The organism is Dermatophilaceae bacterium Soc4.6, assembly GCA_039889245.1.
Classification (GTDB): domain Bacteria; phylum Actinomycetota; class Actinomycetes; order Actinomycetales; family Dermatophilaceae; genus Lapillicoccus.
On sequence record JAZGVH010000002.1, the window covers coordinates 1,584,702 to 1,609,068 of the forward strand.

A 24,367-nucleotide genomic window follows, 5' to 3' on the forward strand; every position below is an offset into this window, starting at 1 on the left:
CGACGCCCCGATGGTCTGGGTGGGCACGTGCTGCGTGCGACCCGTGACGTCACACCACCTGCGTCCACAGACCCCCCTGCGTGCCGCCCCCGACGGCCACGATGCGCTCGACGGGGTTGGCCGGCGTGTCGAGGAGCTCGAGGATCTGCCGGACCCCGAAGGCGATGCCCTCGTAGACCGCGCGGAAGAGGGGGCCACGGCTGTGGTTGAGGGTGAGGCCAGCGACCACGCCCCGGGCGTCCGGGTCGAAGATCGGCGTCCGCTCACCGGCGAAGTACGGCAGCAGAAGCAGTCCGTCTGAACCCGCGGGCACCCGCGCGGCCGCCGCGACCAGGGTCTCGAAGGGCACTCCCCCGACGAGCCCCTGCACCCACGACGTGAGGCTGCCCGACGTCGACGTGCCGGCCGCACTTCGGGCTCGCCGAGACCGCCGAGGCGTTGAGGCTCGGCAAGACCGCCAAGGACTCGGTGAAGGCGGTGATCCACCCGCAGCGGTGGGACCTGGCGTCACCTCGGGGCTCGGCGGCGCGGCGCCGGGGCAGGGGCGGAGCGATGGACCCGGGGCCCGGCCACGGTGAGGACAGACAGCCGGGCTCAGGCCGCCTCAGGAGGCAAGGTGGTGGCCCGCGACGCGCGGGCGGGCGAGGGTGTGCACGACCTCGACGTCCGCGACCAGACGGCTGGTCGGCGCTGGCGGCCGGCCGGGGCTACGTGGTGGCGCCGGCATCCGCTGTCCGGGTCCGCTCCTGCCAGGTGACCACGGCCCGGTCGAGCGCGTCGTGACTCAGAGCCATCCCACCGAAGCTCGCGAGGGTGCTCATCGGCATGCTGCCGATGACGCCCACCAGCTCGTCGCTCAGCGCGTTCATCGTGGCCCCCGCGCCCGCCGCCTCCTCCAGGACCCGCCGGCCCGTCTCGTCGCTGACCCACTCCTGCAGCGTCGAGTCACGCGTGAGCGGCGCGGTGATCGAGGGAGCGGCCACCGAGAGCGTGTGCTCCAGCGGCAGGTCGCGTGAGCTCGTGCCCACATGAATCGTGAAGTCCCCCTGCTCGACGACCCAGGCCTGATGGCGCACCGACCAGAAGGAGAACGCCCGCTGGTCGAGGGCCACCGCGACCCGCTGGGTCTCACCCGGACGGAGGTGCACCTTGGCAAAACCCTTGAGCTCGTTGACCGGTCGCGTGACCGAGACCTCGGGGTCGCTGACGTAGACCTGCACGACCTGCGCGCCGTCGACGACGCCCGTGTTCATCACCGACACCGTCACCGTCGCCGCGAGGGTGCCCTGCGCCACCTCTCCTGAGGTGTCGACTGCGAGGTCCGAGACGGCGAAGGTCGTGTAGGACAAGCCGAATCCGAAGGGGAACGCGACGTCCTGGCGGCAGCGGTCGTAGCCGCGATAGCCGATGTAGAGCCCTTCGCCGTAGCGCACGACGTGCGAGTCGCCCGGGAAGCCCAGGTAGGACGAGCTGTCCTCGAGCCGGTGCGGGATGGTCTCCGCCAGCCGGCCCGAGGGATTGACCCGGCCGGTGAGCACGTCGACGACGGCCGAGCCGGCGGCCTGACCGCCGAGCCACGCCTCGACCAGCGCCGAGGCATACGGCGTCACCTGGTCGAGCAGGACGGTCGAGCCGTTGACCAGCACGACGACGACCTCGGGGGCCGCTGCCGCCACGGCGCGCAGGGCCCGCAGCTGCACCGCGGGCAGCTCCATGTGAGTGCGGTCGAAGCCCTCCGACTCGTCGGCCGCCGGCAGCCCGATGAACATCACCACGGTGCTCGCCGAGGTCGCGACCTCGACGGCCTCGGCGAGCAGGGCCTGCTCGTCGACGTCGCCGCCACTGAGGCCGATGCCGTATGCCGCCGCGAACGGCACCGGCCCGTAGGTGGCCGTGAGCTCGTCGAGCGCGGAGTCGACCCTCGTCGGGTTGACCTGGGAGGACCCGGCCCCCTGGAAGCGCGGGGTGCGGGCGAGCTCGCCCAGCACGGCGATCCGCGCATCCGGGCGAAGAGGCAGCACACCGTCGTTCGTGAGGAGCACGATCGACTCGGCCGCCGCCTCCCGTGCGAGCGCGTGGTGGGCGTCGGGGTCGAAGGGCTCGTCGAGGTCGAGCACGGCGGAGCCCTTGTCGACCAGCTCGAGCACCGTGCGGACCCGGGTGTCGAGGACGTGCGAGGGCACGTCGCCGGACTCCACCGCCGCCACCACCGCCTGCGGACTGCGCCCCAGCGCCGGTGGCATCTCGAGGTCGAGCCCGGCCAGCAGGGCCGGCACCCGGTCGTAGACGGCTCCCCAGTCGGAGACGACGAGGCCCTGGTAGCCCCACTGCTCACGCAGCACCGTCGTCAGCAGCCAGTGGTTCTGCGACGCGGACACGCCGTTGACCTTGTTGTAGGAGCACATCACCGTCCAGGGCTGCGCCGCCGTCACGACGCGCTCGAAGGCCGGCAGGTAGATCTCGCGCAGGGTGCGCTCGTCGACCTGGGCGTCCACGCGCAGCCGGTCGGTCTCCTGGTTGTTGACCGCGAAGTGCTTGAGCGACGTACCGACGCCCTGCGACTGGATCCCGTCGACCATGCCGACCGCGAGCTCCCCTGTCAGGAAGGGGTCTTCGCTGAGGTATTCGAAGTTGCGGCCGCACAGGGGTGACCGCTTCATGTTGATGCCGGGCCCGAGCACGACCGACAGGTTGCAGGCCCGCGCCTCCTGCCCCAGCGCGACCCCGATCCGGCGCAGCAGGTCGGGATTCCAGCTCGACGCGACGGCCGACGCGGTCGGGAAGCAGGTCGCCGGCAGCGACCCGCCGAGCCCCACGTGGTCACCCTCCACCGGCTGCGCCCGCAGCCCGTGCGGCCCGTCGGAGACCATGATCCGCGGGATGCCGAGGCGCTCGACCGGCGTGGTCCACCAGAAGCCGGAGCCGCTGGTCAGCGAGGCCTTCTCGGCGAGGGTCAGCTGGGTGAGCAGGGCGTCGATGTCCAGGGCCATGCCCCCATCCTCTCCCCGTCGCGCCGACCGGGACAGGTGGGTGCCCAGGAGACCAGGGCGACCGCTGGAGAGTCGGTCAGCCCTGGTGAGGGGGCTTGCGAGCCGGGCGGTCAGCGGAGCGCTCCGCCGACCCCTGCCCACCCTCGTCCTTGGCCAGGTCGATCAGCCGGCCCGAGATGCGGGTGGCGCGCAGCTTGTCCCAGACCTCGGCCGGCAGGTCGGCCGGCAGGTCGACGAGCGAGAAGTCGGGCCGGATGGCGATGGCGCCGAAGTCGCTGCGGCTGAGGCCGCCCTCGTTGGCGATGGCGCCGACGATCTGGCGCGGCTCCACCTTGTGCCGCTTTCCGACGTTGATCCGGTAGGTCGCGAGCGGCACGTTACTGGGCCGTGCCCGACGCTCGGGCTCGGCGCCGCGCTCGGGCCGGTCACCCCGGTCGCTCCAGCTGGGCTTGCTGCCCCCCCTGACGCCGGCGCCGCGCTCGGGCCGCTCGCTGCGGTCCGGCCGCTCGGGCCGCTCGGGTCGCCGCGACTGCTCGGCAGCCGGGTCGAGCAGCAGCGGCTCGCTGCCCTGAGCCACGACGGCCAGTGCGGCTGCGACGTCGACCTCGGGCACGTCGTACTCGCGCACGTAGTGGGCCACGATCTCGCGGAAGCCCTCGATCCGGTTCGTTGCCTGGAGCGCCGCGGTGATCTGGTCGTCGAAGCGGGCCAGGCGGGTGCTGTTGACCTCCTCGACGCTCGGCCAGGCCATCGGGGTCAGCGGCTGGCGGGTGGCCTTCTCGATGGCCTTGAGCAGGTACTTCTCCCGCGGGGTGACGAACGAGATCGCGTCGCCGCTGCGCCCGGCCCGACCGGTGCGGCCGATGCGGTGCACGTAGGACTCGGGGTCGGTCGGGATGTCGTAGTTCACCACGTGGCTGATCCGCTCCACGTCGAGGCCACGGGCCGCCACGTCGGTGGCGACCAGGATGTCGAGGGCGCCGGACTTGAGCTGGTTCACGGTGCGCTCGCGCACGTTCTGGGCCACGTCACCGTTGATCGCCGTGGCCGAGAACCCCCGGGCCCGCAGCTTCTCGGCCAGGGTCTCGGTCTCGTTCTTGGTGCGGACGAAGACGATCATGCCCTCGAAGTTCTCGACCTCGAGGATCCGCGTCAGGGCGTCGACCTTCTGCGGGTAGCTGACGGTGAGGTAGCGCTGCATGATGTTCGCCGCTGTCGACGTCTTGCCCTTGACGGTGATCTCGACCGGGTCGTTGAGGTACTTCTTCGACAGCCGGCGGATCTGGGCCGGCATGGTCGCCGAGAAGAGCGCGACGTTCTTCTCTTTCGGGGTGTCGGCCAGGATCTTCTCGACGTCCTCGGCGAAGCCCATATTGAGCATCTCGTCGGCCTCGTCGAGGACCAGGAATCGCAGCTGGGTGAGGTCGAGCGTGCCCTTGTCGAGGTGGTCCATGATCCGGCCGGGGGTGCCGACGACCACGTGGACGCCGCGGCGCAGTGCGGAGAGCTGCACGCCGTACCCCTGGCCGCCGTAGACGGGCAGGACCTTAACGCCCTTGAGGTGGGCGGCGTACTTCTCGAAGGCCTCGCACACCTGCAGGGCGAGCTCGCGCGTCGGGGCGAGCACCAGCGCCTGCGGCGTCTTCTGGGCCAGGTCCAGCCGGGACAGGATCGGCAGCGCGAAGGCCGCCGTCTTGCCGGTGCCGGTCTGAGCGACGCCGACGACGTCACGACCCTCGAGCAGCGGCGGGATCGTCGCGGCCTGCACCGCCGACGGGGTCTCGTAGCCCACGTCGCGCAGCACGGCGAGCACCTTCTCGGGCAACCCGAGCTCGGCGAAGGTCGGCATCTCGGGTGCCTCGGGGGCCTCAGTCGCTACATCACTCACCGCTCAACGGTAGTGGGTGCGGGCGCCAGTACCCGACCCGGCTTCGCTGGCGCCTCCCACCTCACACCACTTCGACGCGGTCGGCCTGTGGTCCTCGATCGCTCTGTCGCACCTGGTAGCGGACCCGATCGCCCTGGTGCAGCGCCTCGGCGCCGCTGATGACCGACACGTGCACGAACAGGTCGGCGCCTCCCGCGTCCGGGGCGATGAAGCCGAACCCCCGCTCCGCGTCGTAGCGCGCGACCACGCCCTCGCCGCCGCGCACCGGGGCGTCGGATGCCTCCTGGCGTCCCGACCGTGGGCGGGTTGTCGACGCCGCAGGTGCGCCCCGCCGTGCCGAGCCGCGCGCGAGGCGCACGTCGCGAGCCTGCGGGCCCTTCGCGCTCACGACGACGTCGTACGTCACCCGGTCCCCCTCGCCCAGCTCGGGCAGCCCGTCGGCCAGCTCGCGGACGTGGACGAAGACATCGGGGCCGCCCGCCTGCGGGGTGATGAACCCGAAGCCCTTGTCCCCGTCGTACCAGGACACCGTGCCGTCCGCCCCGTCTGCGCCGTCGGATGGCACGGCCTGATGCGCGGCCTCGGCTCCCAGGGGGAGCAGGTGGTCAGCCTGCGGCCCCTTCTCCCCGTCGACGACGAGGAACGCCACACGCTGCCCCTCCGAGACGACGCCGCCCCCCACGATGGCCGAACCGTGAACGAAGATCTCGCCACCACCGCCGTCGGGCGTGATGAAGCCGTACCCCTTGGCGGGCTCGTACCAGGCGATGGTGCCGAGCACGCCCAACGGCGTGTCGGCGGCCCGGTCGGCCGTGACCCGGACCCGGCGGGCCTGCGGGCCGCGGTCACCCTCGCCGATCTCGAACTCGACCACCTGCCCCTCCCGGAGCAGCTTCATCGCGCCGTCGCTGACGATCTCGGACGCATGGACGTACAGGTCGTCTGCGTCCTGCCCGAGGGCGATGAAGCCGAACCCCCGGTCGGCATCGAACCAGCGGACGGTTCCCTCGGTCACGGCTGACTCCTTGTCGAGAGCTACGGTCGGTGTTCCCCCAGTGTCCCCGACCGGAGTGACGCCGGAGGACGCGTGGCGGGCTGCGCCGTGCCGGCGGGGGTCAGGACACCCCGGTCAACGAACGTAGGACATGACGGTCATCATCCCCAGCTCTCCGTGGTAGGCGTTGTGACAGTGGAGTAGCCACTGGCCGGGGTTGTCAGCGTGCAGGTCGACCTCGAGGGTCTGCATGGGCAGGACGTTGATGGTGTCCTTGCGGACCCCCGGTGTCCCGTTGGTGACGAGGGCGAAGGTGTGGCCGTGCAGGTGCATCGGGTGGAACATCATGGTCTGGTTCTGCAGCCGCAGGCGGACCCGCTCACCGGACCTGACGTGCAAGGGGACGTGATCGGCGTAGGTCTTGCCGTTGATCAGCCACTCGCGGCCCCCGTTGCCCATCTGCACGCCGACGTCGAGGGTCCGATCCGGCGTCTTGGTGGGCAGGGCGACGGCTGCCGTGGGCTGCAGGTCGGCATAGGTCAGACGACGACCGCTCAGCTCCGGCGCGGTGGCCGCGGGAGTGGTACCAGACCCTGACCTCAGGACCGCGAACGCAGGCTGGTCGGGCTTGCCTTCTGGGACGGCGATGATCGGGAAGGCACCCGACTGCGCGGTGACGATCACGTCGTACCGTTCCCCCATCCCGAGGATCAGCGTGTCGACGTCGACCGGCTGCACGGGGTACCCGTCGGCCGCCACGACCCTGAGCCGGTGGCCGCCGATGGCGAACCGGTAGGCGGTGTCGGAGCCAGCGTTCACCAGACGCAGCCGCACACGCTTTGCCGGCTTCGTCGTCACGACCGTGGGGTCCTTCGGCGGCTTGCCGTTGATGAGATGGAAGGGGTAGCGCACGTCGCCGGTGTCTTGGCCGAGCGGGTGCTGGTCGTCCGTCCCCATGCCGCCCGAACCACTCATGCCGCCCATTCCACTCATGCCGCTCATGCCGCTCATGCCGCTGCCCATGCCGGGCATGCCGTTGGCGGCGAGGTCCGCCAGCACGGTGTCGGGCGAGGCTGAGATCCCGTCGGTCCAGTCGTCGAGCACGAGGACGACGTCGTCGTCGTACGCCAGCGGTTCGGCCGGGTCCTCGATGACGAGTGCGCCGAGCATCCCGGTGTCGAGCTGGACCCCGACGTGGGGGTGGAACCAGAACGTGCCGGGGTGGGGCAGGGTGAACTGGTAGCGGAAGCTGCCGCCAGGCTGGACGGCGGCCATGGTGACGTCGGGGACACCGTCCATGTCGTTGCGCAGGGCCAGACCGTGCCAGTGGATGGTGGTGGCTGCGGGCAGGTGGTTGCTGAGGTCCACCCGCAGCTGGTCTCCTGCGGAGGCCCTGATCGCTGACGTGGGGACGCCGTCGCCGAATCCCCAGGTCGTGGCCTGCCGTCCGGCCAGGTCGATGGTCGTGGGCTGGGCCACCAGCTTCCGTGTCACGAGCTTGCCGGTCTTGGCTCGGCCCTGCTCGGCGGCCCGCACCTCGGGGGACGTGGGGGTGACCGGAGCAGCATCCGCGTTGCGGCGCCAGGACAGTGTTCCGGCGGTGCCGACGCCGGCGACGACCAGGCCGCCGACCCCCAGCTGGAGGGCGTGGCGTCGGGTGATGGTGGGGCGGTGCTCGTCGGGCTGACGTGTGTCGTTCATGGTGGGTCCTGTTCACGGATCAGAAAGTCAGAGGCTCGAACGGGTGGTCGGCAGGCATCAGCACGTCGGACGGGGAGGAGCCAGCCGAGGTGCCGCCTACCGGGAGGGGTGGTGGTCCTACCCCAGGCGGTCAGGAGCCGGGCGCGGCGGCCAGCAACCGCTCCATGGTGGTGATCTCGGTGCTCTGACCGTCGATGATCGACTGCGCCAGGGCCTTGGCCTCGGGGTTCTCACCCGCCGACAGCTCGGTCGTGGACATGGCGACCGCCCCCTGGTGGTGACTGATCATCAGCTGCCGCCACATCCGGTCGAAGGCCAGACCTGTGGCGGATCCGAGGTCAGACATCTGCTGATCGGTCATCATCCCGTCCGACGTGCCTTCGCCCATCCCACTCATCCCAGCCATGCCGGGCGCGCCGGCCGCGGTCTCGGGCACGGGTGCACCCCAGCCGGCCAGCCAGCCAGACATGGTCTGGATCTCCGGCGCCTGGGCCGCGGAGATGGCCGCGGCCAGGGTCCTCACGTCAGCGGTGGTGGCGGCCGTCGTGGCCATCGCGGCCATGGTCACCGCCTGCGTGTGGTGCGGGATCATGTCCGTGGCGACGCTGACGTCGGCAGTGTTGTGCGGTCCCTGCGCGGGGGCGCCGGTGGACGGAGGGTCGCCGCACCCCCGCCTGTCGTGGGGCTGGGGGCGCTCATGCTGGGCGTGCCGCCGGGGTCGGACGTCGTGGTGCTGGATGGGCTCCCGCAGGCGGTGAGCACCAGGGTGGTCACCAGGGCAGCGGGCAGCGGGCAGCGCAAGGGTGCGCAGGGCACGGTTCATCGGTGGTTCCTCCATCGGTCTGTGCAGCTGAGTGGATGAGCGCGGGTTACCGGTGGTCGCGTGCGGGCAACCACCGGCCGCTCAGCTCAGGTGCGCAGGACGCAGAGGCGGGACAGCGAGGGAGTCAGATGGGACGGTGTGGCTCGCCCGGAGAGCGGCAGGCCACGCCACGCGCGAGGACACGACAGCGCGAGGTCACGGGCACGGGTACCACGCCCCAGTCCCAGAAGGAAAAGGGTCGCGAACGTCAGCACCGCCAGACACATCTGCCCACCCATGATGTCCATGGGATGAGAGGGATCAGCGCAGTCGTGGTCGCAGACCGTGGGGGCCGCCTCTGCGGCGAGCAGGACGGGCGCGACGGAACCCGACGCGGTAGCCGACATCGAGGTCATCGGCGACGAGGACTCCGCTGGGTGCCCCATGCCCATGGTGTGCATCACCAAGATCGCGACCGCCAGGCACAAGACGCTGAAGCACCGCACCGCCAGGGCCGACGGGGCCCCCGCGGACGGGAGCGCCCTGGGCAGAAATCCGGTCACCAGCTCATGGTCGCACAGGGGGCCCCACGGCCCGTCTGCTGGTGCCATACACCCCACCGAGCGCCCGAGCGGCACCTCCTCGCACCTCAGCCCAGGGGGTGGTCGCGTCCGCAGGACTTGCTATACCCCTACCGGGTACTGGTAAGATCGAAGGCCCCGATGAAAGGACCTGACATGAGCACCCAGAGCTGGACCGTGAACGGCATGACCTGCGACCACTGCGTTCGCGCGGTGACGCAGGAGGTCACCGCGATCGACACCGTGCAGGCCGTGCGGGTCGACCTCGAGGGCGGGCGTCTGACGGTCGACAGCACTGCTCCCCTGGACGAGGAGACCGTGGCCGTGGCCGTCGACGAGGCCGGCTACGAGCTCGTCCGCTCATGACCACGCCCACCACGACCGCACGCAGCGATGAGCCGGTCCTGCGGGACGTCACCCTCGAGATCATCGGGATGACGTGCGCCTCGTGCGCGATGCGGATCGAGAAGAAGCTCAACAAGATCGACGGGGTCACCGCGAGCGTCAACTACGCGACGGAGAAGGCTGCCGTCTCGGCCTCGGCCGACGTCGGCACCGACCAGCTCCTCGAAGTCGTCGCAGCCGCCGGGTACCACGCCAGCGTGCCGCGGCCCCCGCAGGACTCGAGCGCCGAGACGTTCCCCGGCGAGCCACGGGATGTCAGCCCGGGCGACGCGAGTCTTCAGGAGGCCCGTGCCCTGCGCCAGCGGCTGATCATCTCCTCCGTCCTCACCGTGCCGGTGGTCGTGCTCGCCATGATGCCGGCGTGGCAGTTCACCTCGTGGCAGTGGCTCTCCCTCACCCTTGCCGCACCCGTGGCCGTCTGGGGGGCCTGGCCGTTCCACCGCGCCGCCTGGGTCAACCTGCGCCACGGCGCGACGACGATGGACACGCTCATCTCGATGGGGGTGAGCGCGGCCTTCCTCTGGTCGCTCTGGGCGCTCTTCCTCGGTGACGCCGGCCGGCCCGGCATGCGGCACGCCTTCGAGCTGACGCTGAGCCGCGGTGAGGGCAGTAGCTCGATCTACCTCGAGGCCGCAGCTGGCGTCACCACCTTCCTGCTCGCCGGCCGCTACGCCGAGGCACGGGCCAAGCGTCGTGCCGGAGCCGCCCTGCGCTCGCTGCTCGAGCTCGGCGTCAAGGACGTCGCCCTCATTCGGGACGGGGTCGAGACGCAGGTGCCGGTCGAGCGCCTGGCGATCGGCGACGTCTTCGTCGTCCGACCGGGCGAGAAGGTCGCCACCGACGGGGTCGTCGAGCACGGCAGCTCAGCCCTGGACGTGTCCATGCTGACCGGGGAGTCCGTGCCGGTGGAGGTCAGCCCGGGCGATGACGTCGTCGGGGCGAGCGTCAACGCCGGAGGCCGGCTGCTCGTGCGGGCTACGCGCGTGGGCACCGACACCCAGCTGGCCCAGCTCGGGCGGCTCGTGGAGCAGGCCCAGACCGGGAAGGCCGCCGTGCAGCGGCTGGCCGACCGGGTCTCGGCCGTCTTCGTGCCCGTCGTCATCCTGATCTCGCTCGCCACCCTCGCCGGCTGGCTCGTCGCCGGCGCCGGCGCCCAGGTCGCCTTCACCGCCGCGGTCGCGGTGCTGGTCATCGCCTGCCCGTGCGCCCTCGGTCTGGCGACCCCGGTCGCCCTCATGGTGGGCACCGGCCGCGGCGCCCAGCTCGGGATCGTCATCAAGGGCCCGGAGGTGCTGGAGTCGACCCGCCGGGTCGACACCGTGCTGCTCGACAAGACCGGCACGGTCACCACCGGCCGGATGGCCCTCGTCAGCGTGCACGTCAGCGCTCAGGTCGGTGCTCAGGTCAGCGATGCCCACGACCAGGCCCTGCGTCTCGCCGGGGCCCTCGAGTCCGCCTCGGAGCACCCTGTCGCGCAGGCTGTCGCTGCAGGGGCCCGCTCGAAGGTGGGGCCGCTGCCGCCCGTGGACGACTTCGAGAACATGCCCGGGCTCGGCGTGCGGGGCACGGTCGAGGGCCGGGCGGTGATGGTCGGGCGCCCCAGCCTCGTGGCCGGCGACCTCGACCCCGCTCTGCGCGACGCGCTCAGCGAGGCGGCAGCAGCGGGACGCACCGCCGTCGTCGTCACCGTCGACCAGTCGCCGTACGCCGTGATCGTCGTCGCCGACACGATCAAGGACTCCAGCGCCCTCGCCGTGCGCGAGCTGCGCGAGCTCGGACTCACCCCCGTGCTGCTGACCGGAGACCATGAGGCCGTCGCCCGCACCGTCGCCGCGCAGGTCGGCATCGACGAGGTCGTCGCCGACGTGCTCCCGCAGGGCAAGGTCGACGTGGTCCGCGCCCTGCAGGAGCAGGGACGGGTCGTGGCCATGGTCGGTGACGGAGTCAACGACGCCGCCGCACTCGCTCAGGCCGACCTCGGCCTGGCCATGGGCACCGGCTCCGACGTCGCCATCGAGGCCTCAGACCTGACCCTCGTGAGTGGCGACCTTCGCTCGGCCGGCGACGCGATCCGCCTCTCGCGGCGCACGCTCGGCGTGATCCGGGGCAACCTCTTCTGGGCGTTCGCCTACAACGTCGCCGGGCTACCATTGGCCGCCGCCGGTCTGCTCAACCCCATGCTCGCCGGTGCCGCCATGGCCCTGTCGTCCCTCTTCGTCGTCGGCAACAGCCTGCGGCTGCGAGGCTTCACCGGGCACTCCATCACCTCCGAGAGCCAGAAGGGCTGAGCGATGAGCGACCTCCCGACCGACCCGACCGGCATCCCTGGCGGGCACGAGGGCCCGCACGGCTACATCGGCAACAAGGACGCCTACCTCGCCCGGCTGCGCCGCATCGAGGGCCAGGCCCGCGGGCTGCAGCGCATGGTCGAGCAGGACACCTACTGCATCGACATCCTCACCCAGGTCTCGGCGATGACCAAGGCCCTGCAGGCGGTCTCCCTCGGCCTGCTCGAGGACCACCTGCGCCACTGCGTCGTCGACGCCGTCGCCCAGGGGGGGCCCGCCGCCGACGACAAGCTTGCCGAGGCCTCCGCCGCCATCGCGCGCCTCGTCAGGTCCTGAGCAGACCCATGGCCTTCCTCCCACTCCTCCTGCTGCTCGGCGCCGGTCTGCTCGGAGTCGCCACGCTCTACGGCGGCCACCGGCTCACTCACCAGGCCTTGCCCGCGCCAGCGCTGCCGTTCTTGTCCGGGGCGCTGCCCACCGAGCACGCCCTGTCGCGTTTCCACGCCCGGTGGTATGTCGCGACCCTGCTCTTCCTCGCCTTCGACGTCGAGATGCTCTTCATGTACCCCTGGGCGGTCGTCGTCGCGAGTGAAGGCCTCGGGTCGGTCGTCGAGATGTTCGCCTTCCTCGGCGTCCTGCTCGTCGGGGTGCTGTGGGCCTGGCGCGAAGGAGCGCTCCGATGGGTCTGAGCAGCGCCCTCGCCCGGCTCGCCTCGCGGCGCCTGCACGTGCTCCTCGTCGAGCACCCGGGCGAGTTCGTGACGCGAGCACGGGCCGAACGCGCAGTCACCGCGCGAGGCTGGGTGCTCGCCACGTCTCCTGCCGACGCCGACGCACTCCTGGAGTGCGGCACCGCCAGTGGCGAGCAGCAGACCGCGGGCGTCGAGCACGTCTGGTCGCAGGTCCCTGGGCCCCGCAGCCGAGGCAGGGTCGTCACGGTCGTCGACGTCGAGCCGGCGCTCGACGCCCTCGCCGCCGGCTACCGCGGGTGGTCGGCGCAGGACGCCCGACCGGAGCCCGATCCGGAACATGCAGACCCTCAGCAGGGGCCGCACGACGAGCACGACGACAGTGCGGGCGACGGCATGGACGGCGAGATGGACATGGACGGCATGGACGGCATGGACGGCATGGACGGCATGGACGGCATGGACGGCGAGATGGACATGGACATGTCCGGGCCCGGTGGGATCGCGCTGGCCTCGGGGTCGGACGACGACCGGGACGGTCTCGAGATGGACGTGCTGCACCTGCCGCTCGGGCCGGTCCTCGCCACGTGGCCGGCCGGGCTCGTCGTCACCGCCACCCTGTCCGGAGACGTGATCGCTGGCGTCGAGGTCGACGTCACCCCGCCCCACACTCACACCGACACGCACACCGACACGCACGCGCCGGCCGACCTCGCCGCGAGGGCCTACCGGCTCGACGCCGCCGCCCGGGTGCTGGATCTCACGGGAGCCGACGCTCTGGCGGCCCGGGCTCGGACCGCCCGCGACCAGGTCCTCGACGGCGAGAGCCCCGATCTCATCGACCTGTGCCGTCGCGTGGGGCGGTCACGGACCCTGCGCCGCTCACTGCGGCGCGTCGGCCCGGTCAGCCCCGAGCAGGCGGTCGACCACGGATGGCCCGGTGCGTGGGTCGGTGACGCCTACGACCGGCTCCTGCGGCTGACCGCCTTCAGCAGCGAGACGCTATCTGTCGCAACGGGTCTCGACACCGTTGCCACTGCCCTTCCGGACCTCCTCGTGGGCTGTGAGCTCGCGTCCGCCCGCCTGACCGTCGCCAGCCTCGTGGGGCACCCGTCATGACCCTGATCCCGGTGTGGTGGACAGTGGCCACCCTCCTGGTCCTCGCCACCCTCGCTGCGTCCGCGCACGGCGCCCTTGCCGCGCGCACCGTCGGTGCGTCCCCGGGCGTGGGTGCCCTGCTCCCGGCGACCGAGACGGCCCGTCTGCTGCGCCAGGAGCGGCGCACGCTGCTGGCGGCCGACTCCCCGCTGTGGCGCATCGGCGGCGCCGGGCTTGCCCTGATCCCGCTGCTCATGGCCGCAGTCGTCCCCCTCGGGCCTCCTGCCGTGCTGGACTCACCCATCGGGATCGTCTGGTTCAACGCTGCCGACGTCGTGGTCTGGGCCCTGGTGTGGCTGCTCGGGTGGGGCGCCAACTCGACCTACGCCCTGGTCGGGGCCTTCCGCTTCCTCGCCACGGCGCTGGCCTACGAGCTGCCGCTGATGTTCGCCCTCACGACACCGGCGGTCGCCGCTGGCAGCCTGCGCGTGAGCGACGTCGTCGCCGCCCAGTCGGGGCTGTGGTACGTCGTGTGGATGCCGGTCGCCTTCGCCATCACCCTGCTCGGTGTCGTCGGCTTCTCGGTCTGGGGCCCCCTGTCGCCGGCCGCCGCACCCGACCTCGCCGGTGGGGTGCTGGCCGAGCTCTCCGGCCCCGACCGGCTGCTCGCGGGTGCCGGTCGCTACCTGCTGCTCACGGCCGGATCCGCCTTCGCCACGGCGCTGTTCCTCGGCGGCACTCAGGGTCCGCTCCTGCCCGGATGGATGTGGATGAGTCTGAAGACCCTCGTGGTCGTGCTGGCCCTGGTCGCGGTTCGCGGCCGCCTGGTCCTGCTGCGGCCGGACCGCTTCCTCGAGGTCGGCTGGCTGGTCCTGCTGCCGCTGGCGCTGGCGCAGCTGCTCGTCGTCTCGCTGGTGGTGGCGTCATGAGCAACGACCGTCCGTGCCGCCGTCGCTGCCGGCGCGCGCCAGGGGGTCGGCCGTGATCGTGGTCTTCCTGCTCCTCGCCGCGGTCTCGGTGGTCACCGGGGCGCTGGTCTTCGTGGTCGACTCGATGGCGCGCGCGACCTACGCCCTGGCGTGCTCGTTCGTCGCCGTAGCCCTCGCCCTGCTGACCTTCGGCCTGACCTACCTCGGGGTCATCACCATCCTCATGATGGTGATGGAGATGGCGATCATGGCCGTCTTCATGATCATGTTCATGGGGATGAACCCCGCGCTCATGCCCATGGACATGGTCCACGGCAAGCGGGCCGCCCTGGCCGTCTCCGTCGCGCTCTTCGCGCTCCTCGTCGTCGGCATCGTGGTCGCTCCCTGGCCGGGCGCGGCCGGGTCGGCCTCCACCGCGAGCGACATCGCGGCCCTCGGCCACACCCTCATGGGGAGCAAGATGCTCGTGATGATGTCGGTGAGCCCGATCATGTTCGCCACCATCGTCGGTGGGGTGGTGCTCGCTTCGGGGCGCACCCGCTACGACCGCTTCGGCGACGACCTCGACCACCCGGCGCAGGACCCGACACCCGGTGGGGTCGGCCGATGACCCTCCAGCTGGTCCTCGTCGTCGCCGCCGCACTCTTCTGCGTCGGGCTCTATGGCGCCCTCTCGCAGCAGGTCGTCGTGATGGTGATGATGGGCCTCGAGCTCATGCTCAACGGCCTCGTCCTCGCCGCGGCAGCGATCTGGCTCTTCCTGGCCCCGCGACCCACCGGCGAGGTCCTGCTGCTCGTGGTGCTCGCGGTCATGACGCTCGAGATGGCCATGGGCTTCGCGGTCGCCGTCCTGGTCCACCGGCGGCGCGGCAGCGACATGACCGACATGGCGGGAGACCTCGCCGGATGAGGAACCCATGAGCCCCCATCTGAGCCTGCTCGCCTGGGCCCTGCCCGTCGTGCCCGCCGTCGCCGGCACCGCGCTGGCCCTGACCCGACCCACGTCTCGCCGGGTCGCGCACGGCGCCACCCTGAGCGCCGCCGCGGTCACCCTGGCCCTCACCATCGTCGCCGCGGCGACGCGCCCCAGCACCAGCACCCCGTTCCTGCTCGGCACCGACCTGGGGCTGCGGGTCGACGGGCTCGCCGCCGTCGTCTCCGTCACCGTCGCCGCCGTCGCCCTCCTTGCGCTGACCTTCGCCGCCGGCGGTGAGCGAGACGTCGACCAGGCCCCGGGCCGCTTCGGCGGGCTCATGCTGCTGTTCACCGCCGCCGTCCTCATCACCGTGACCGCAACGACCCTGCCGACGCTGCTGCTGGCCTGGGAGGTGATGGGCGCGACGTCGTACGCCCTCATCGGCTTCTCCTGGCGTGACCCGGAGCGGGTCTCGTCCGGTCTGGTGGCCTTCGTCACCACACGCGCCGCCGACCTCGGTCTCTACGTCGCCGCGGCGGCAGCGCTCGCCGGCGGGCACGGGCTGGCCCTGGCCGACCTCGCGCACGCCGACCCCGGGCCCCGCACCGTCGTCGCCGCCGGTGTCGCCGTCGCCGGGCTGGGGAAGGCGGCCCAGCTGCCCTTCTCCTTCTGGCTGTCGCGGGCCATGGTCGGACCCAGCCCGGTCAGCGCCCTCCTGCACTCCGCCGCGATGGTCGCCATGGGCGGCTACCTGCTGCTGCGCGTGCCCGACCTGCTCACCGCCACCTGGGTCGGCCCAGCGGTCGCCTGGGTCGGCGCCGTCACCGCCGTCGTCCTCGGCGTCGTGGCGATCGCCCAGCGAGACCTCAAGCAGGTGCTCGCCGCCTCCACCGCCTCTCAGCTCGGCTTCGTCGTGCTCGCCGCCGGAGTCGGTGGCGTGACCGCCGGCACCACCCAGCTCGTGGCCCACGCAGCCACCAAGGCACTGCTCTTCCTCGTCGCCGGCGCCTGGCTGTCGGCCCTCGGCACCAAGGCGCTGCCCGCGCTGCGCGGGGCCGGCCGGCGCTGGCCGCTCGTCGGCGTCGTGGCCACGCTCGGCCTGCTCAGCCTCGCCGGGGTAGCGCCCCTGGCCCTGTGGGCGAGCAAGGAGGCCGTGCTCGCCTCCGCCGTCGAGCACGGCACCGCGCTCTACGCCGTCGGCCTGCTGGGGGCTGCGCTCTCGGCGGGCTACGCCGGACGCGTGCTCGCCGTCGTCCTCGCCCCGCTCGAGAGCGACGCCGACCGCACCGCTGACGCCAGGCTCGACACCGAGGAGGAGGGGACACGAGAGGTCACCACCGCGATGCGGGTGCCGATGCTCGTCCTCGGCCTCGGGGCAGCCGGTCTCGGTGTCCTGGTCCTCCCCCCGGTCTCCAGCGCCCTCGCCTCGGCGGTAGGCGACCCGCGGGCGCCTGCGCCCGGCCTGGTGGAGCTGCTCGCCTCGGCCGCGCTCGCCCTGGTCGTGCTCGTCGTCGCCTGGCGGGTGCGTCTGCCCGAGCCGGCCTGGGCCCGTGACTGGCTTCACCTGGAGGACCTCATGCAGCGAGCCGTGGTGGAGCCGACCGACCGGTTGGCCGGCTCCCTGGCGCGTTTCGACGACGAGGTCCTCTCCGCAGCCGTCGCCTCGACCGCTCGCACCACTCTGCGTCTCTCCGACCTGGCAGCCCGGTTCGACGGCGACGTCATCGACCGGGCAGTGAAGGGCCTCGCGCATGCCGTACGACGGGCCGGGAGCCTCGCCCGCCGCCCCCAGACCGGCCAGCTCCACCAGTACTACGCCCAGAGCGTCGCCGTCCTCGCCGTCGCTGCCGTCCTCCTCGTCCTCGTCAGGTGACCCCGTGCTGTCCGTGATCGTCTTCCTCCCCCTCGCCGTGGCCCTCGTGCTGGCGGTGGCCCCGGTGCCGGCCGCCCCCTCGCGCTGGGCGTGGCTCACGACCTCGGTCGTCGTGCTGGGTCTCGTCGCCGGCGTCTGGGTCGGTCGCGACCCCGGGGCGAGCGGGCTGACCGCCGAGGCGCAGGTGCCATGGATCCCCAGCGTCGGGTCGAGCTACCACGTGGGTGTCGACGGACTCTCCCTGCCACTGCTCGCGCTCACCGCGGTCGTCTTCGTCGCCGCCGCTATCCACTCGATGCGCCAGGACGACCGCCCGCGCCCGCACGCGGCGCTGTTCCTCTTCCTCGAGAGCACCTGCCTGGGCCTGTTCGTTGCCCAGGACCTCATCCTCTTCTTCGTCTTCTTCGACCTGTCGATCGTGGGGATGTACTTCGCGATCTCCCGCTGGGGCCACGGTGACCGCGAGCGCTCGGCGCTGACGTTCTTCCTCTACACCTTCCTCGGGTCGCTGGCCCTGCTGGGCGGCTTCATCGGGCTCGCCGTCTACGCGCAGCCGCACACCTTCGACATCCCCGGGCTGGTGGCGGCCGCTCCGCTGCAGGGGCACCCGGTCGCCGGGGGCTTCGTGCTCGGCGCGCTCCTGCTGGGGCTCGCGATCAAGACGCCGACCGTCCCCTTCCACACCTGGCTCCCACCGGCGCACACCGATGCGCCCACCGTGGGGTCGGTGGTGCTCGCCGGGGTGCTGCTCAAGATGGGCACCTACGGCTTCGTGCGGGTCGCCATGCCGATGCTGCCCGGGTCGTGGCGGGCGTGGTCGTGGGCGATCATCGCCGTCGGTGTCGTCTCGGTGCTCTACGGCGCGCTCGTCGCCCTCGCCCAGTCAGACCTCAAGCGGATGGTGGCCTACACCTCGGTCAACCACATGGGCTACGTCGTGCTCGGCGTCGGCGCCGCCGGCCTGTTCGCTCCCAGCGACGCGGCAGCGCGCGAGGCCGCGGTGAACGGAGCGGTCACCCAGATGGTCAGCCACGGCCTCATCACCGGCGCGCTCTTCCTCCTCGTCGGGGTGCTCCACGAGCGTCGGGGCACCTACGCCATGGACGCGTACGGTGGCCTCGCCGGCCCCGCCCCGCGCCTGGCCACGCTCTTCGCCCTCGCCGCGTTCGCCTCCCTCGGGCTTCCCGGCTTCAGCGGCTTCATCGCGGAGTTCCAGGTCTTCACCGGCAGCATCGCCCTCGCCCCCGCGACGGCCGTGGCCCTGCTCGGCATCATCGTGACCGCCGCACTCTTCCTGCGGGCGCTGCAGCGGGTCTTCACCGGCCCGACGACCGGCAAGGCGCAGGGCTTCACCGACCTGCACACCCACGAATGGCTGCCCGCCGGCCTGCTCGTGGCGCTGGCCGTCGTCATCGGGATCGCGCCGCGGGTGGTGCTCGACACGATCGCGCCCGCCGCGCGCTCCGTCGTCGAGCTGGTGAGCCGGTGAGGTTGCTGCCATGGGGATGAACAAGAGCGTCGCGGCCCTGCTGCCCGAGCTGTGGCTGTTGGTCGGATCACTCGTCGTGCTGGTCTCGGGGTCGTTCCTGCCCCGCCGCCGGCTGGGCTGGGTGCGAGCACTGACGGCCGCCGCGCTGATCGGCAGTGGCGTGAGTGCGGCGCTCGCCCTCGCCGGACCCGACCAGCTGGTCTACGACGGGACCTTCGCCGTCGACCCGGCCACCGGTGCGGTCCGCCTGATCGCCGTCGTCGCCACCCTGCTCGTCATTGCCCTCGCCGGCGACGAGCTGCGCGACCACCTGCGCCAGGCCGAGATCTGCGCACTGCTCCTGCTCGCCACCCTCGGGACAGTCCTCCTCGCCGGGGCCCACGACCTGCTCATCGTCGTCACCGGCTTCCTCCTGGCCAGCGTCCCGCTCTACGCACTCGTCGGCCTGACCCGCACCGCGGCCGCCGCCGAGGCCGCACTCAAGACCTACTTCTTCGGGTCGCTCTTCGGGATCCTGCTCATGGCCGGGGTGATCGTGCTCTACGGACTCGGCGGCGAGACGTCGTACAGCGTGCTCACCTCGTCGCTCACGACCGCACCCCAGGGGCCGCTGACCGTGGCCACCGTCGCGGTGGTCGGGGGCCTGATGTTCAAAGCAGGTGCCGTACCCGGCCACTTCTGGGTGCCCGACGCAGCGCAGGGGTCGTCGTCGTTCGCCGCGTCGTTCCTCACCACCGTCCCCAAGCTCGGCGCCCTCGTCGCGGTCTACCGGCTCGTCGTCATGCTGCCGCCCGAATCCCGCGCGCCCCTGCTCGTCGGAATCCTCGCCGTGGCCAGCATGACCCTGGGCAACCTCGCCGCTTTCTATCAGGACGACCCCCGACGACTGCTCGGGTGGTCGACCGTCAGCCAGGTCGGCTACCTGCTCGTGCCGGTTGCCGTCGCTGGGCGAACCCCCTTGGCGCTCGGTTCCCTGGTGGTCTATCTCGCGGGCTACGCCCTGACCAACCTGACTGCCTTCGCCGTCGTCGCCGCGCTACCGCAGCGCCGCACCCTCGAGTCGTACGCCGGTCTCGCGTCCGCGCGTCCGTGGCTCGCCGGCGCCCTCGTCGTCAGCCTCCTCGGCCTGGTCGGCACACCGCCCACTGCCGTGTTCGCCGGCAAGCTCGCCATCGCCACCGCCGCCTGGGACGGTGGCGCGCCCTGGCTCACCGTCGCTGTGCTCGCCAACTCACTCCTCAGCCTCTTCTACTATCTTCGCTGGGTCGCCCCCCTGATGCGCGCTGCGGCCCCGTCCGACCCCGAGGTCACGAGAACCCCCAGGCCTACCGCCGCAGCTGCCGCCTCTGGGTTGCGGGTGGCGACCGCGGGCGCTGCCGGCACCCTCGTCCTCGGCGTGCTGTCGGGCGCCTCCTGGCTCCTGTTCAGTGGCGCTGTGCTGCGCTGACCGCCACGCCACTGCCTCTGAGCACAGCGGCAGTGGCCGGCGCTGCACGTGTCGGAGCAGCGTCAGGTTGCCCGGGCCGCGGTGGGACGCGTCGTGATCACCGCGCGGACGGTTGCCCCGGCGCAGAGCAGCCAGGTACCGCACAGGACGGCGATGGCGGCGTCGCCCAGACCGCTGATGACCGGGTTGGCGGTGGAGGCCCCGAGTAGGCGTGTGCCCAGGGCCAGGGTCCCGATGGGGAAGGTGAGGGCCCACCAGCCGGGGACGAACGCGATCCGGGCGCGAGCCCCCCGCACGCTCATGCGGACGGCGTACCCGATGACGGGGACGCTCGCCGCGAGCATCACGTAGCCGTAGGCGTCGGCGAGCTGACGGGCCGCCGCCGCCGCCGCCGGGGTGAGCAGGGGAGCGCTCTGGGCGACCATGACCTGCGCCGCGGCCATGGACTGGCCCACCACGCCGAGGGGGATCCACGAGGAGAAGGACGCCGGCACCGGCAGGGCCAGCGTGCGCCAGTGGTGGTGGTAGGCGATCGCGAAGACCAGCCCCCCGAGGAACAGCGAGAGGAAGAAGCAGGCCACGACGCCCACGAGCAGGACCAGCCGGGCTCCCGACGTGGCGAGGTGAGGCACCAGAGCCGCTCCCGTGGTCGCCGAGACCATGGGTGGGACGATGGGCAGCCCCCACGCCGGAACGGGGTGACCCACATCGCGCTTGACCAGCACGGCAGCGAAGCCGAAGGCGGTCACGACCCCCAGTGCGGTCCCGAGGGCCCAGCACCCCGCGTCGATGACCACCACCCATCCCGCGGGGTCCCCCGACGACGTGCGGGCACCCAGCTGGGGCACCACGGTCAGGACGGCGGCCCCCACGGCCAGCACACCCATCGAGACCGTGCCCCAGGTGGGGACCACCGCCGAGTCGCGGATCGTGGCGGTGAAGACGTCACAGTCCTGGATCACCCGCGCGGCGAATCCTGCGGTCAGGCCGAGCAGGAGCAGGCACCCCACCCCCAGCAGGAGAGTCGCCGGCACCAGCAGCACCGGCACCTGGGCGCTCTCGCGGCCCAGCAGCGTCGCCAGGATCCCTGTGCCCATGACGGACGAGAACCAGACCGGGCCCGCCGGAGCGAGAGCCGCGACCGCAGGACGAGCAGCGCGGTCGGCCCGGTAGGCCCGGTAGGCCCGGCAGGCCCGGTACGGCCCGGGCCCGGTTGTGGCGGGAGCGAAAGATGAGATCGTCATGCCTTCAGCATCAGCGGCAGATCGCCCTCGCGGTACCCCACTCACCACTGTGGGGTCACAAACTGCGGTTGTGGCGAGGTAGTCTCGCGTCGTGTCGCACCTGACCCATGTCCCGTCCCTCGAGCAGCTGACGGCCGTGGTCGCTGCGGCCGGCACCGGCAGCATGGGCGCGGCGGCCCGACAGCTGGGAGTGAGCCAGCAGGCCATCAGCGCTCGGATCCCGCGGCTGAGGCGCTCTTCGGGTTCGCGGTCCTGCAGCGCTCGACCACCGGGGTCACCCCGACCGGGCAGGGGCAGCTGGTCCTGGCCTGGGCCCACACCGTCCTCGACGCGGCTCGCGAGCTCGAGGAAGGGGTCCTGGTCCTGCGCGCACCGGGTCGCACGGTCAGCGTGGCAGCCAGCAACACCATCTCCGAAGCACTGTTGCCGGTGTGGGCCAGCCGGCTGCGGCGAACCCACCCCGACACCAGCCTCAACGTGTTCCCCGGCAACTCCCAGGACGTCATCGACGCCGTCACCGCAGGCCGGGTCGACATCGGTTTCGTGGAGACGTCGTCGATCCCCCGAGGTCTCGGGTCCCAGGTCGTAGGACACGACGAGCTCGTCGTCGTCGTGCCACCCGACCACCCCTGGACACGACGCCGGGGCGGCATCGACCGGCAAGAGGTGTCCGCGACCCCTCTCATCCTGCGTGAGGCCGGATCCGGCACTCGGGACCACGTCGACCAGGCCATACCTGGTCACGTTCCCGCGGCGCACACCTTCCCCTCCACCGCAGCCGTACGCGACGCGGTTCGCACCACGGGCATCCCCACCATCCTGTCGTCCCTCGCCATCGAGGGAGACCTGGCCACAGGGCGACTGTCCACGATCACCGTTCGCGACCTCAGCATGCCCCGCACCCTGCACGCGATCTGGCACCCGCGTCAGCGACCCCGCGGCCCCGCTGCCAACCTCCTGCGCATCGCGAGCGAAGCTCTGACGGCCAAGGGGTGATTCCCGACTCCCGCCCCGACCAGCCGGCAGCCGCTGCCCCCGTTCCGGTCGAGGATCGCCGCAGCAGGGCCCGGGGGCCGGGGGAATGACCAGGCAACGACGCAGCAGATGACGGAAGCCCTTTCGGGTCCGCGGCTTGAAAGGCCGGTACGCCACCCACTCGGGAGCGGCCGCCTCGAGCGTCACCGCAGTGGAGTCCGGCGTTCCGGACGCAGGCGGCGCCACATGCCCGGGTGTGAGGTCGGGCCCGCCGACGTCGCCCCCCGGCCCGGGTCAGTGGGGTGCCGGAACCGGGCCCGCCCGGCCGAGAGCGTGACCAGCCGTGCGTCCGCGGCGGCCTGCAGGTCGATCTCGGTGCCGATCGGCAACGCCCGTGCGACCAGGCTGAGGTCGCCGTCGGTCACCGCGGCCAGCAGGAGCACCACGTCCGGCACCGGGACGGGGCCTCGGGCGACAGTCGTCGTAGCAACTCGACGTCGTCGGTCGGCTCAATCAGCGCCAGCGGGTTCCCCCCGCAGGAGTGGTGCAGCCAGGCCGCCAGCGCTCCGGCCCCCGGGCCACCCTCACGGCGGGCCAGCAGCTCCTGCGAGGCCTCGGGTGACAGCCCGCCACCTCGGTCCGAGGCAGCCCGGTCCCGGCGAACGGGTCGGGCGCGACCCTTCGGCCCGCCATCAGCAGGGCGATCCGGTCGGCGACCAGCCGGCGGCCGACGAAGGTGACGCCGGCAGGTGGTCCAGCACCGGGTTCAGCAGCTGGTGCAACCCGGCGAAGGCGACCGTGGACTCGGCCTCGGTGCCGACCGCCAGCAGCAGACGCATGCCGTCTGCCCCACGCATGGCGTGGTCCATCAGCGAGCTCTTGCCGATGCCTGCCTCACCGATGAGCACCAGCGCTGCGCTGTGCCCCAGGCGCGCCTGGAGGCCGGGATCACGGTGGCCGACATCGGCTGCGGCCACGGCGCGTTCACGATCCTGATGGCGCCGGCCTGAGGTCCGCATACGGGGTGCCACCAGGTCGATGGTCAGGCGGTGGGGCCGGGTACTACGACGATGGTCCAATGGCCGACGGAGCCCCAGGCTACGTAGGTTGAAGGGGTAGGGCGGACGCGCCTCGGACAGCGGTTCAGTCCCGATCAGCGACTTTCCACCCCCGTCACCAGGAGTTCAGATGCCCACTTCGAATCGTCGTCCCGCGCTCGCCATCACCGTGGCCATGTCCTGCTGGCTGGTCGCCCAGACCGTTCTCGCCAACCCTGCGGCGGCCGTCTCCGCTAGCAGGAGCGCCCTCGTCGGCGGGGAGCTGCGCCTGGAGGGTCACAGTTTCCCGGGGGTGTACGTCATCGCCCGCTCGACCACCAGCTCGGCCGGCGCCCGTGCCGACCAGAGCGGTTCCTACCGCATCACCGCGTCGGGCTTCACGGCCCCGGACTGCACGGTCACCATTTCCGACGGTGACCGAACGGCAACCGCGACGGCGACCCTGTCTGGTTGTACCCCATCGGCGGTAGCCGTACCGCCCAACCCGGCTGCCCCGACCGGCTCGTGCCTGATCACCCCCAAACCGGCCACCACCATCCCTGCCGGCAGTTCGGCAGCCGTCTTCTTCGAGACCACCGGGTGTGACACCACGACCGGCAGCGGGGCCACCCCCACCCCGGTCCAGTGGAAAGTGGTAGCGGGCAGCATCCCCACCGGCATGACGGGCCCCTTCACCCAGGGCACGAGCGCCAGCGACATCATTGGGACGCCCAGCAGAGCGGGGACCTACCGCTTCACCCTGGAGGTGATCGACCAGGTCAAGGCCACCGACCAAGAGAACTTCACCGTCACGGTGGGCTAAGTGAGGTTTCGATGTCGCTGACACGAGCAATTGTCAAGACCTGTGGATGGGTGTGTGTGGTCAGGCGACCTGCTGATCGGGGGCTGACTCGTGGGGTCGTTCCCTGCGTGTCAGGGTGAGTTGAGCCCATACGCTCACAGCAAGTCCACCCCGCAGGGTGAGACCCAGGACCAACGACCCGATGAGCAGGTCTCTTCTGT

22 protein-coding genes are annotated in these 24,367 nt (G+C 71.8%); 13 read left to right on the forward strand and 9 right to left on the reverse strand.

What is annotated here, in order from left to right; translation table 11 throughout:
• Positions 1-49: 49 nt before the first annotated feature.
• From V3N99_07285 to V3N99_07310, 6 genes are all read right to left on the reverse strand, one after another.
• Positions 50-370 (reverse strand): FGGY-family carbohydrate kinase, encoded by a 321-nt coding sequence (locus V3N99_07285; GenBank protein MEO3936549.1) that lies wholly within the window; start codon positions 368-370, stop codon positions 50-52.
• Positions 371-707: 337 nt separating this feature from the next.
• Positions 708-2,990: a glycoside hydrolase family 3 C-terminal domain-containing protein gene (locus V3N99_07290; protein MEO3936550.1), complete on the reverse strand. Its 2,283-nt coding sequence runs from the start codon at positions 2,988-2,990 to the stop codon at positions 708-710.
• 76 nt (positions 2,991-3,066) lie between these two features.
• Positions 3,067-4,839 carry a DEAD/DEAH box helicase gene (locus tag V3N99_07295; GenBank protein ID MEO3936551.1) on the reverse strand — a complete coding sequence of 591 codons (1,773 nt, stop codon included), beginning with the start codon at positions 4,837-4,839 and terminating at the stop codon, positions 3,067-3,069.
• A gap of 100 nt (positions 4,840-4,939) precedes the next feature.
• Positions 4,940-5,893 carry a cold shock domain-containing protein gene (locus V3N99_07300; protein ID MEO3936552.1) on the reverse strand — a complete coding sequence of 318 codons (954 nt, stop codon included), beginning with the start codon at positions 5,891-5,893 and terminating at the stop codon, positions 4,940-4,942.
• A gap of 114 nt (positions 5,894-6,007) precedes the next feature.
• The gene (locus V3N99_07305; GenBank protein ID MEO3936553.1) at positions 6,008-7,573 is read right to left on the reverse strand and encodes a multicopper oxidase family protein; all 1,566 of its coding nucleotides are present in this window, start codon (positions 7,571-7,573) and stop codon (positions 6,008-6,010) included.
• Between the two features lie 130 nt (positions 7,574-7,703).
• On the reverse strand, positions 7,704-8,165 hold the full coding sequence (locus V3N99_07310) for a DUF305 domain-containing protein (protein MEO3936554.1): 462 nt from the start codon (positions 8,163-8,165) through the stop codon (positions 7,704-7,706).
• 947 nt (positions 8,166-9,112) lie between these two features.
• On the opposite strand from V3N99_07310, the gene V3N99_07315 reads away from it, so the two are divergent.
• The 11 genes from V3N99_07315 to V3N99_07365 are packed head-to-tail and all read left to right on the forward strand — an operon-like array spanning position 9,113 to position 20,088.
• The gene (locus V3N99_07315) at positions 9,113-9,322 is read left to right on the forward strand and encodes a heavy-metal-associated domain-containing protein (protein ID MEO3936555.1); all 210 of its coding nucleotides are present in this window, start codon (positions 9,113-9,115) and stop codon (positions 9,320-9,322) included.
• Positions 9,319-11,649: a heavy metal translocating P-type ATPase gene (locus V3N99_07320; protein ID MEO3936556.1), complete on the forward strand. Its 2,331-nt coding sequence runs from the start codon at positions 9,319-9,321 to the stop codon at positions 11,647-11,649. The genes V3N99_07315 and V3N99_07320 overlap by 4 nt, the downstream gene beginning before the upstream one ends.
• Positions 11,650-11,652: 3 nt before the next feature.
• Positions 11,653-11,985 (forward strand): metal-sensitive transcriptional regulator, encoded by a 333-nt coding sequence (locus tag V3N99_07325; protein MEO3936557.1) that lies wholly within the window; start codon positions 11,653-11,655, stop codon positions 11,983-11,985.
• An 8-nt stretch (positions 11,986-11,993) separates the two neighbouring features.
• A complete protein-coding gene (locus tag V3N99_07330; GenBank protein MEO3936558.1) occupies positions 11,994-12,338 on the forward strand; it encodes an NADH-quinone oxidoreductase subunit A in 345 nt (114 codons plus the stop codon).
• Complete coding sequence (locus V3N99_07335; protein ID MEO3936559.1) at positions 12,329-13,456, forward strand: hypothetical protein; 1,128 nt, start codon at positions 12,329-12,331, stop codon at positions 13,454-13,456. The genes V3N99_07330 and V3N99_07335 overlap by 10 nt, the downstream gene beginning before the upstream one ends.
• Positions 13,453-14,364, forward strand: coding sequence for an NADH-quinone oxidoreductase subunit H (locus tag V3N99_07340; GenBank protein ID MEO3936560.1), 912 nt, complete (start codon positions 13,453-13,455; stop codon positions 14,362-14,364). The genes V3N99_07335 and V3N99_07340 overlap by 4 nt, the downstream gene beginning before the upstream one ends.
• Before the next feature lie 13 nt (positions 14,365-14,377).
• A complete protein-coding gene (locus V3N99_07345; protein MEO3936561.1) occupies positions 14,378-14,974 on the forward strand; it encodes an NADH-quinone oxidoreductase subunit J in 597 nt (198 codons plus the stop codon).
• Positions 14,971-15,273 (forward strand): NADH-quinone oxidoreductase subunit K, encoded by a 303-nt coding sequence (locus V3N99_07350; GenBank protein ID MEO3936562.1) that lies wholly within the window; start codon positions 14,971-14,973, stop codon positions 15,271-15,273. Before V3N99_07345 ends, V3N99_07350 begins: the two co-directional genes overlap by 4 nt.
• 7 nt (positions 15,274-15,280) lie before the next feature.
• Positions 15,281-17,152, forward strand: a complete 1,872-nt coding sequence (locus tag V3N99_07355) for a proton-conducting transporter membrane subunit (GenBank protein ID MEO3936563.1) — start codon at positions 15,281-15,283, stop codon at positions 17,150-17,152.
• Positions 17,153-17,156: 4 nt separating this feature from the next.
• Positions 17,157-18,641 (forward strand): NADH-quinone oxidoreductase subunit M, encoded by a 1,485-nt coding sequence (locus tag V3N99_07360; GenBank protein ID MEO3936564.1) that lies wholly within the window; start codon positions 17,157-17,159, stop codon positions 18,639-18,641.
• Positions 18,642-18,651: 10 nt separating this feature from the next.
• A complete protein-coding gene (locus V3N99_07365; protein ID MEO3936565.1) occupies positions 18,652-20,088 on the forward strand; it encodes a proton-conducting transporter membrane subunit in 1,437 nt (478 codons plus the stop codon).
• 62 nt (positions 20,089-20,150) lie between these two features.
• Here the strand turns inward: V3N99_07365 and V3N99_07370 are convergent, their stop codons facing one another.
• Positions 20,151-21,332 (reverse strand): TDT family transporter, encoded by a 1,182-nt coding sequence (locus tag V3N99_07370; protein MEO3936566.1) that lies wholly within the window; start codon positions 21,330-21,332, stop codon positions 20,151-20,153.
• Positions 21,333-21,695: 363 nt separating this feature from the next.
• Here V3N99_07370 and V3N99_07375 point away from each other — a divergent pair, with 363 nt between their 5' ends.
• Positions 21,696-22,328, forward strand: a complete 633-nt coding sequence (locus V3N99_07375) for a LysR substrate-binding domain-containing protein (GenBank protein MEO3936567.1) — start codon at positions 21,696-21,698, stop codon at positions 22,326-22,328.
• Positions 22,329-22,510: 182 nt separating this feature from the next.
• Here the strand turns inward: V3N99_07375 and V3N99_07380 are convergent, their stop codons facing one another.
• Entirely contained in the window at positions 22,511-22,762 is a 252-nt protein-coding gene (locus V3N99_07380) for a hypothetical protein (GenBank protein ID MEO3936568.1), read from the reverse strand.
• A 237-nt stretch (positions 22,763-22,999) separates the two neighbouring features.
• On the reverse strand, positions 23,000-23,284 hold the full coding sequence (locus tag V3N99_07385; protein MEO3936569.1) for a hypothetical protein: 285 nt from the start codon (positions 23,282-23,284) through the stop codon (positions 23,000-23,002).
• Positions 23,285-23,495: 211 nt separating this feature from the next.
• Between V3N99_07385 and V3N99_07390 the strand changes: the two genes are divergently transcribed.
• The gene (locus V3N99_07390) at positions 23,496-24,167 is read left to right on the forward strand and encodes a hypothetical protein (protein MEO3936570.1); all 672 of its coding nucleotides are present in this window, start codon (positions 23,496-23,498) and stop codon (positions 24,165-24,167) included.
• Positions 24,168-24,367 lie beyond the last annotated feature (200 nt).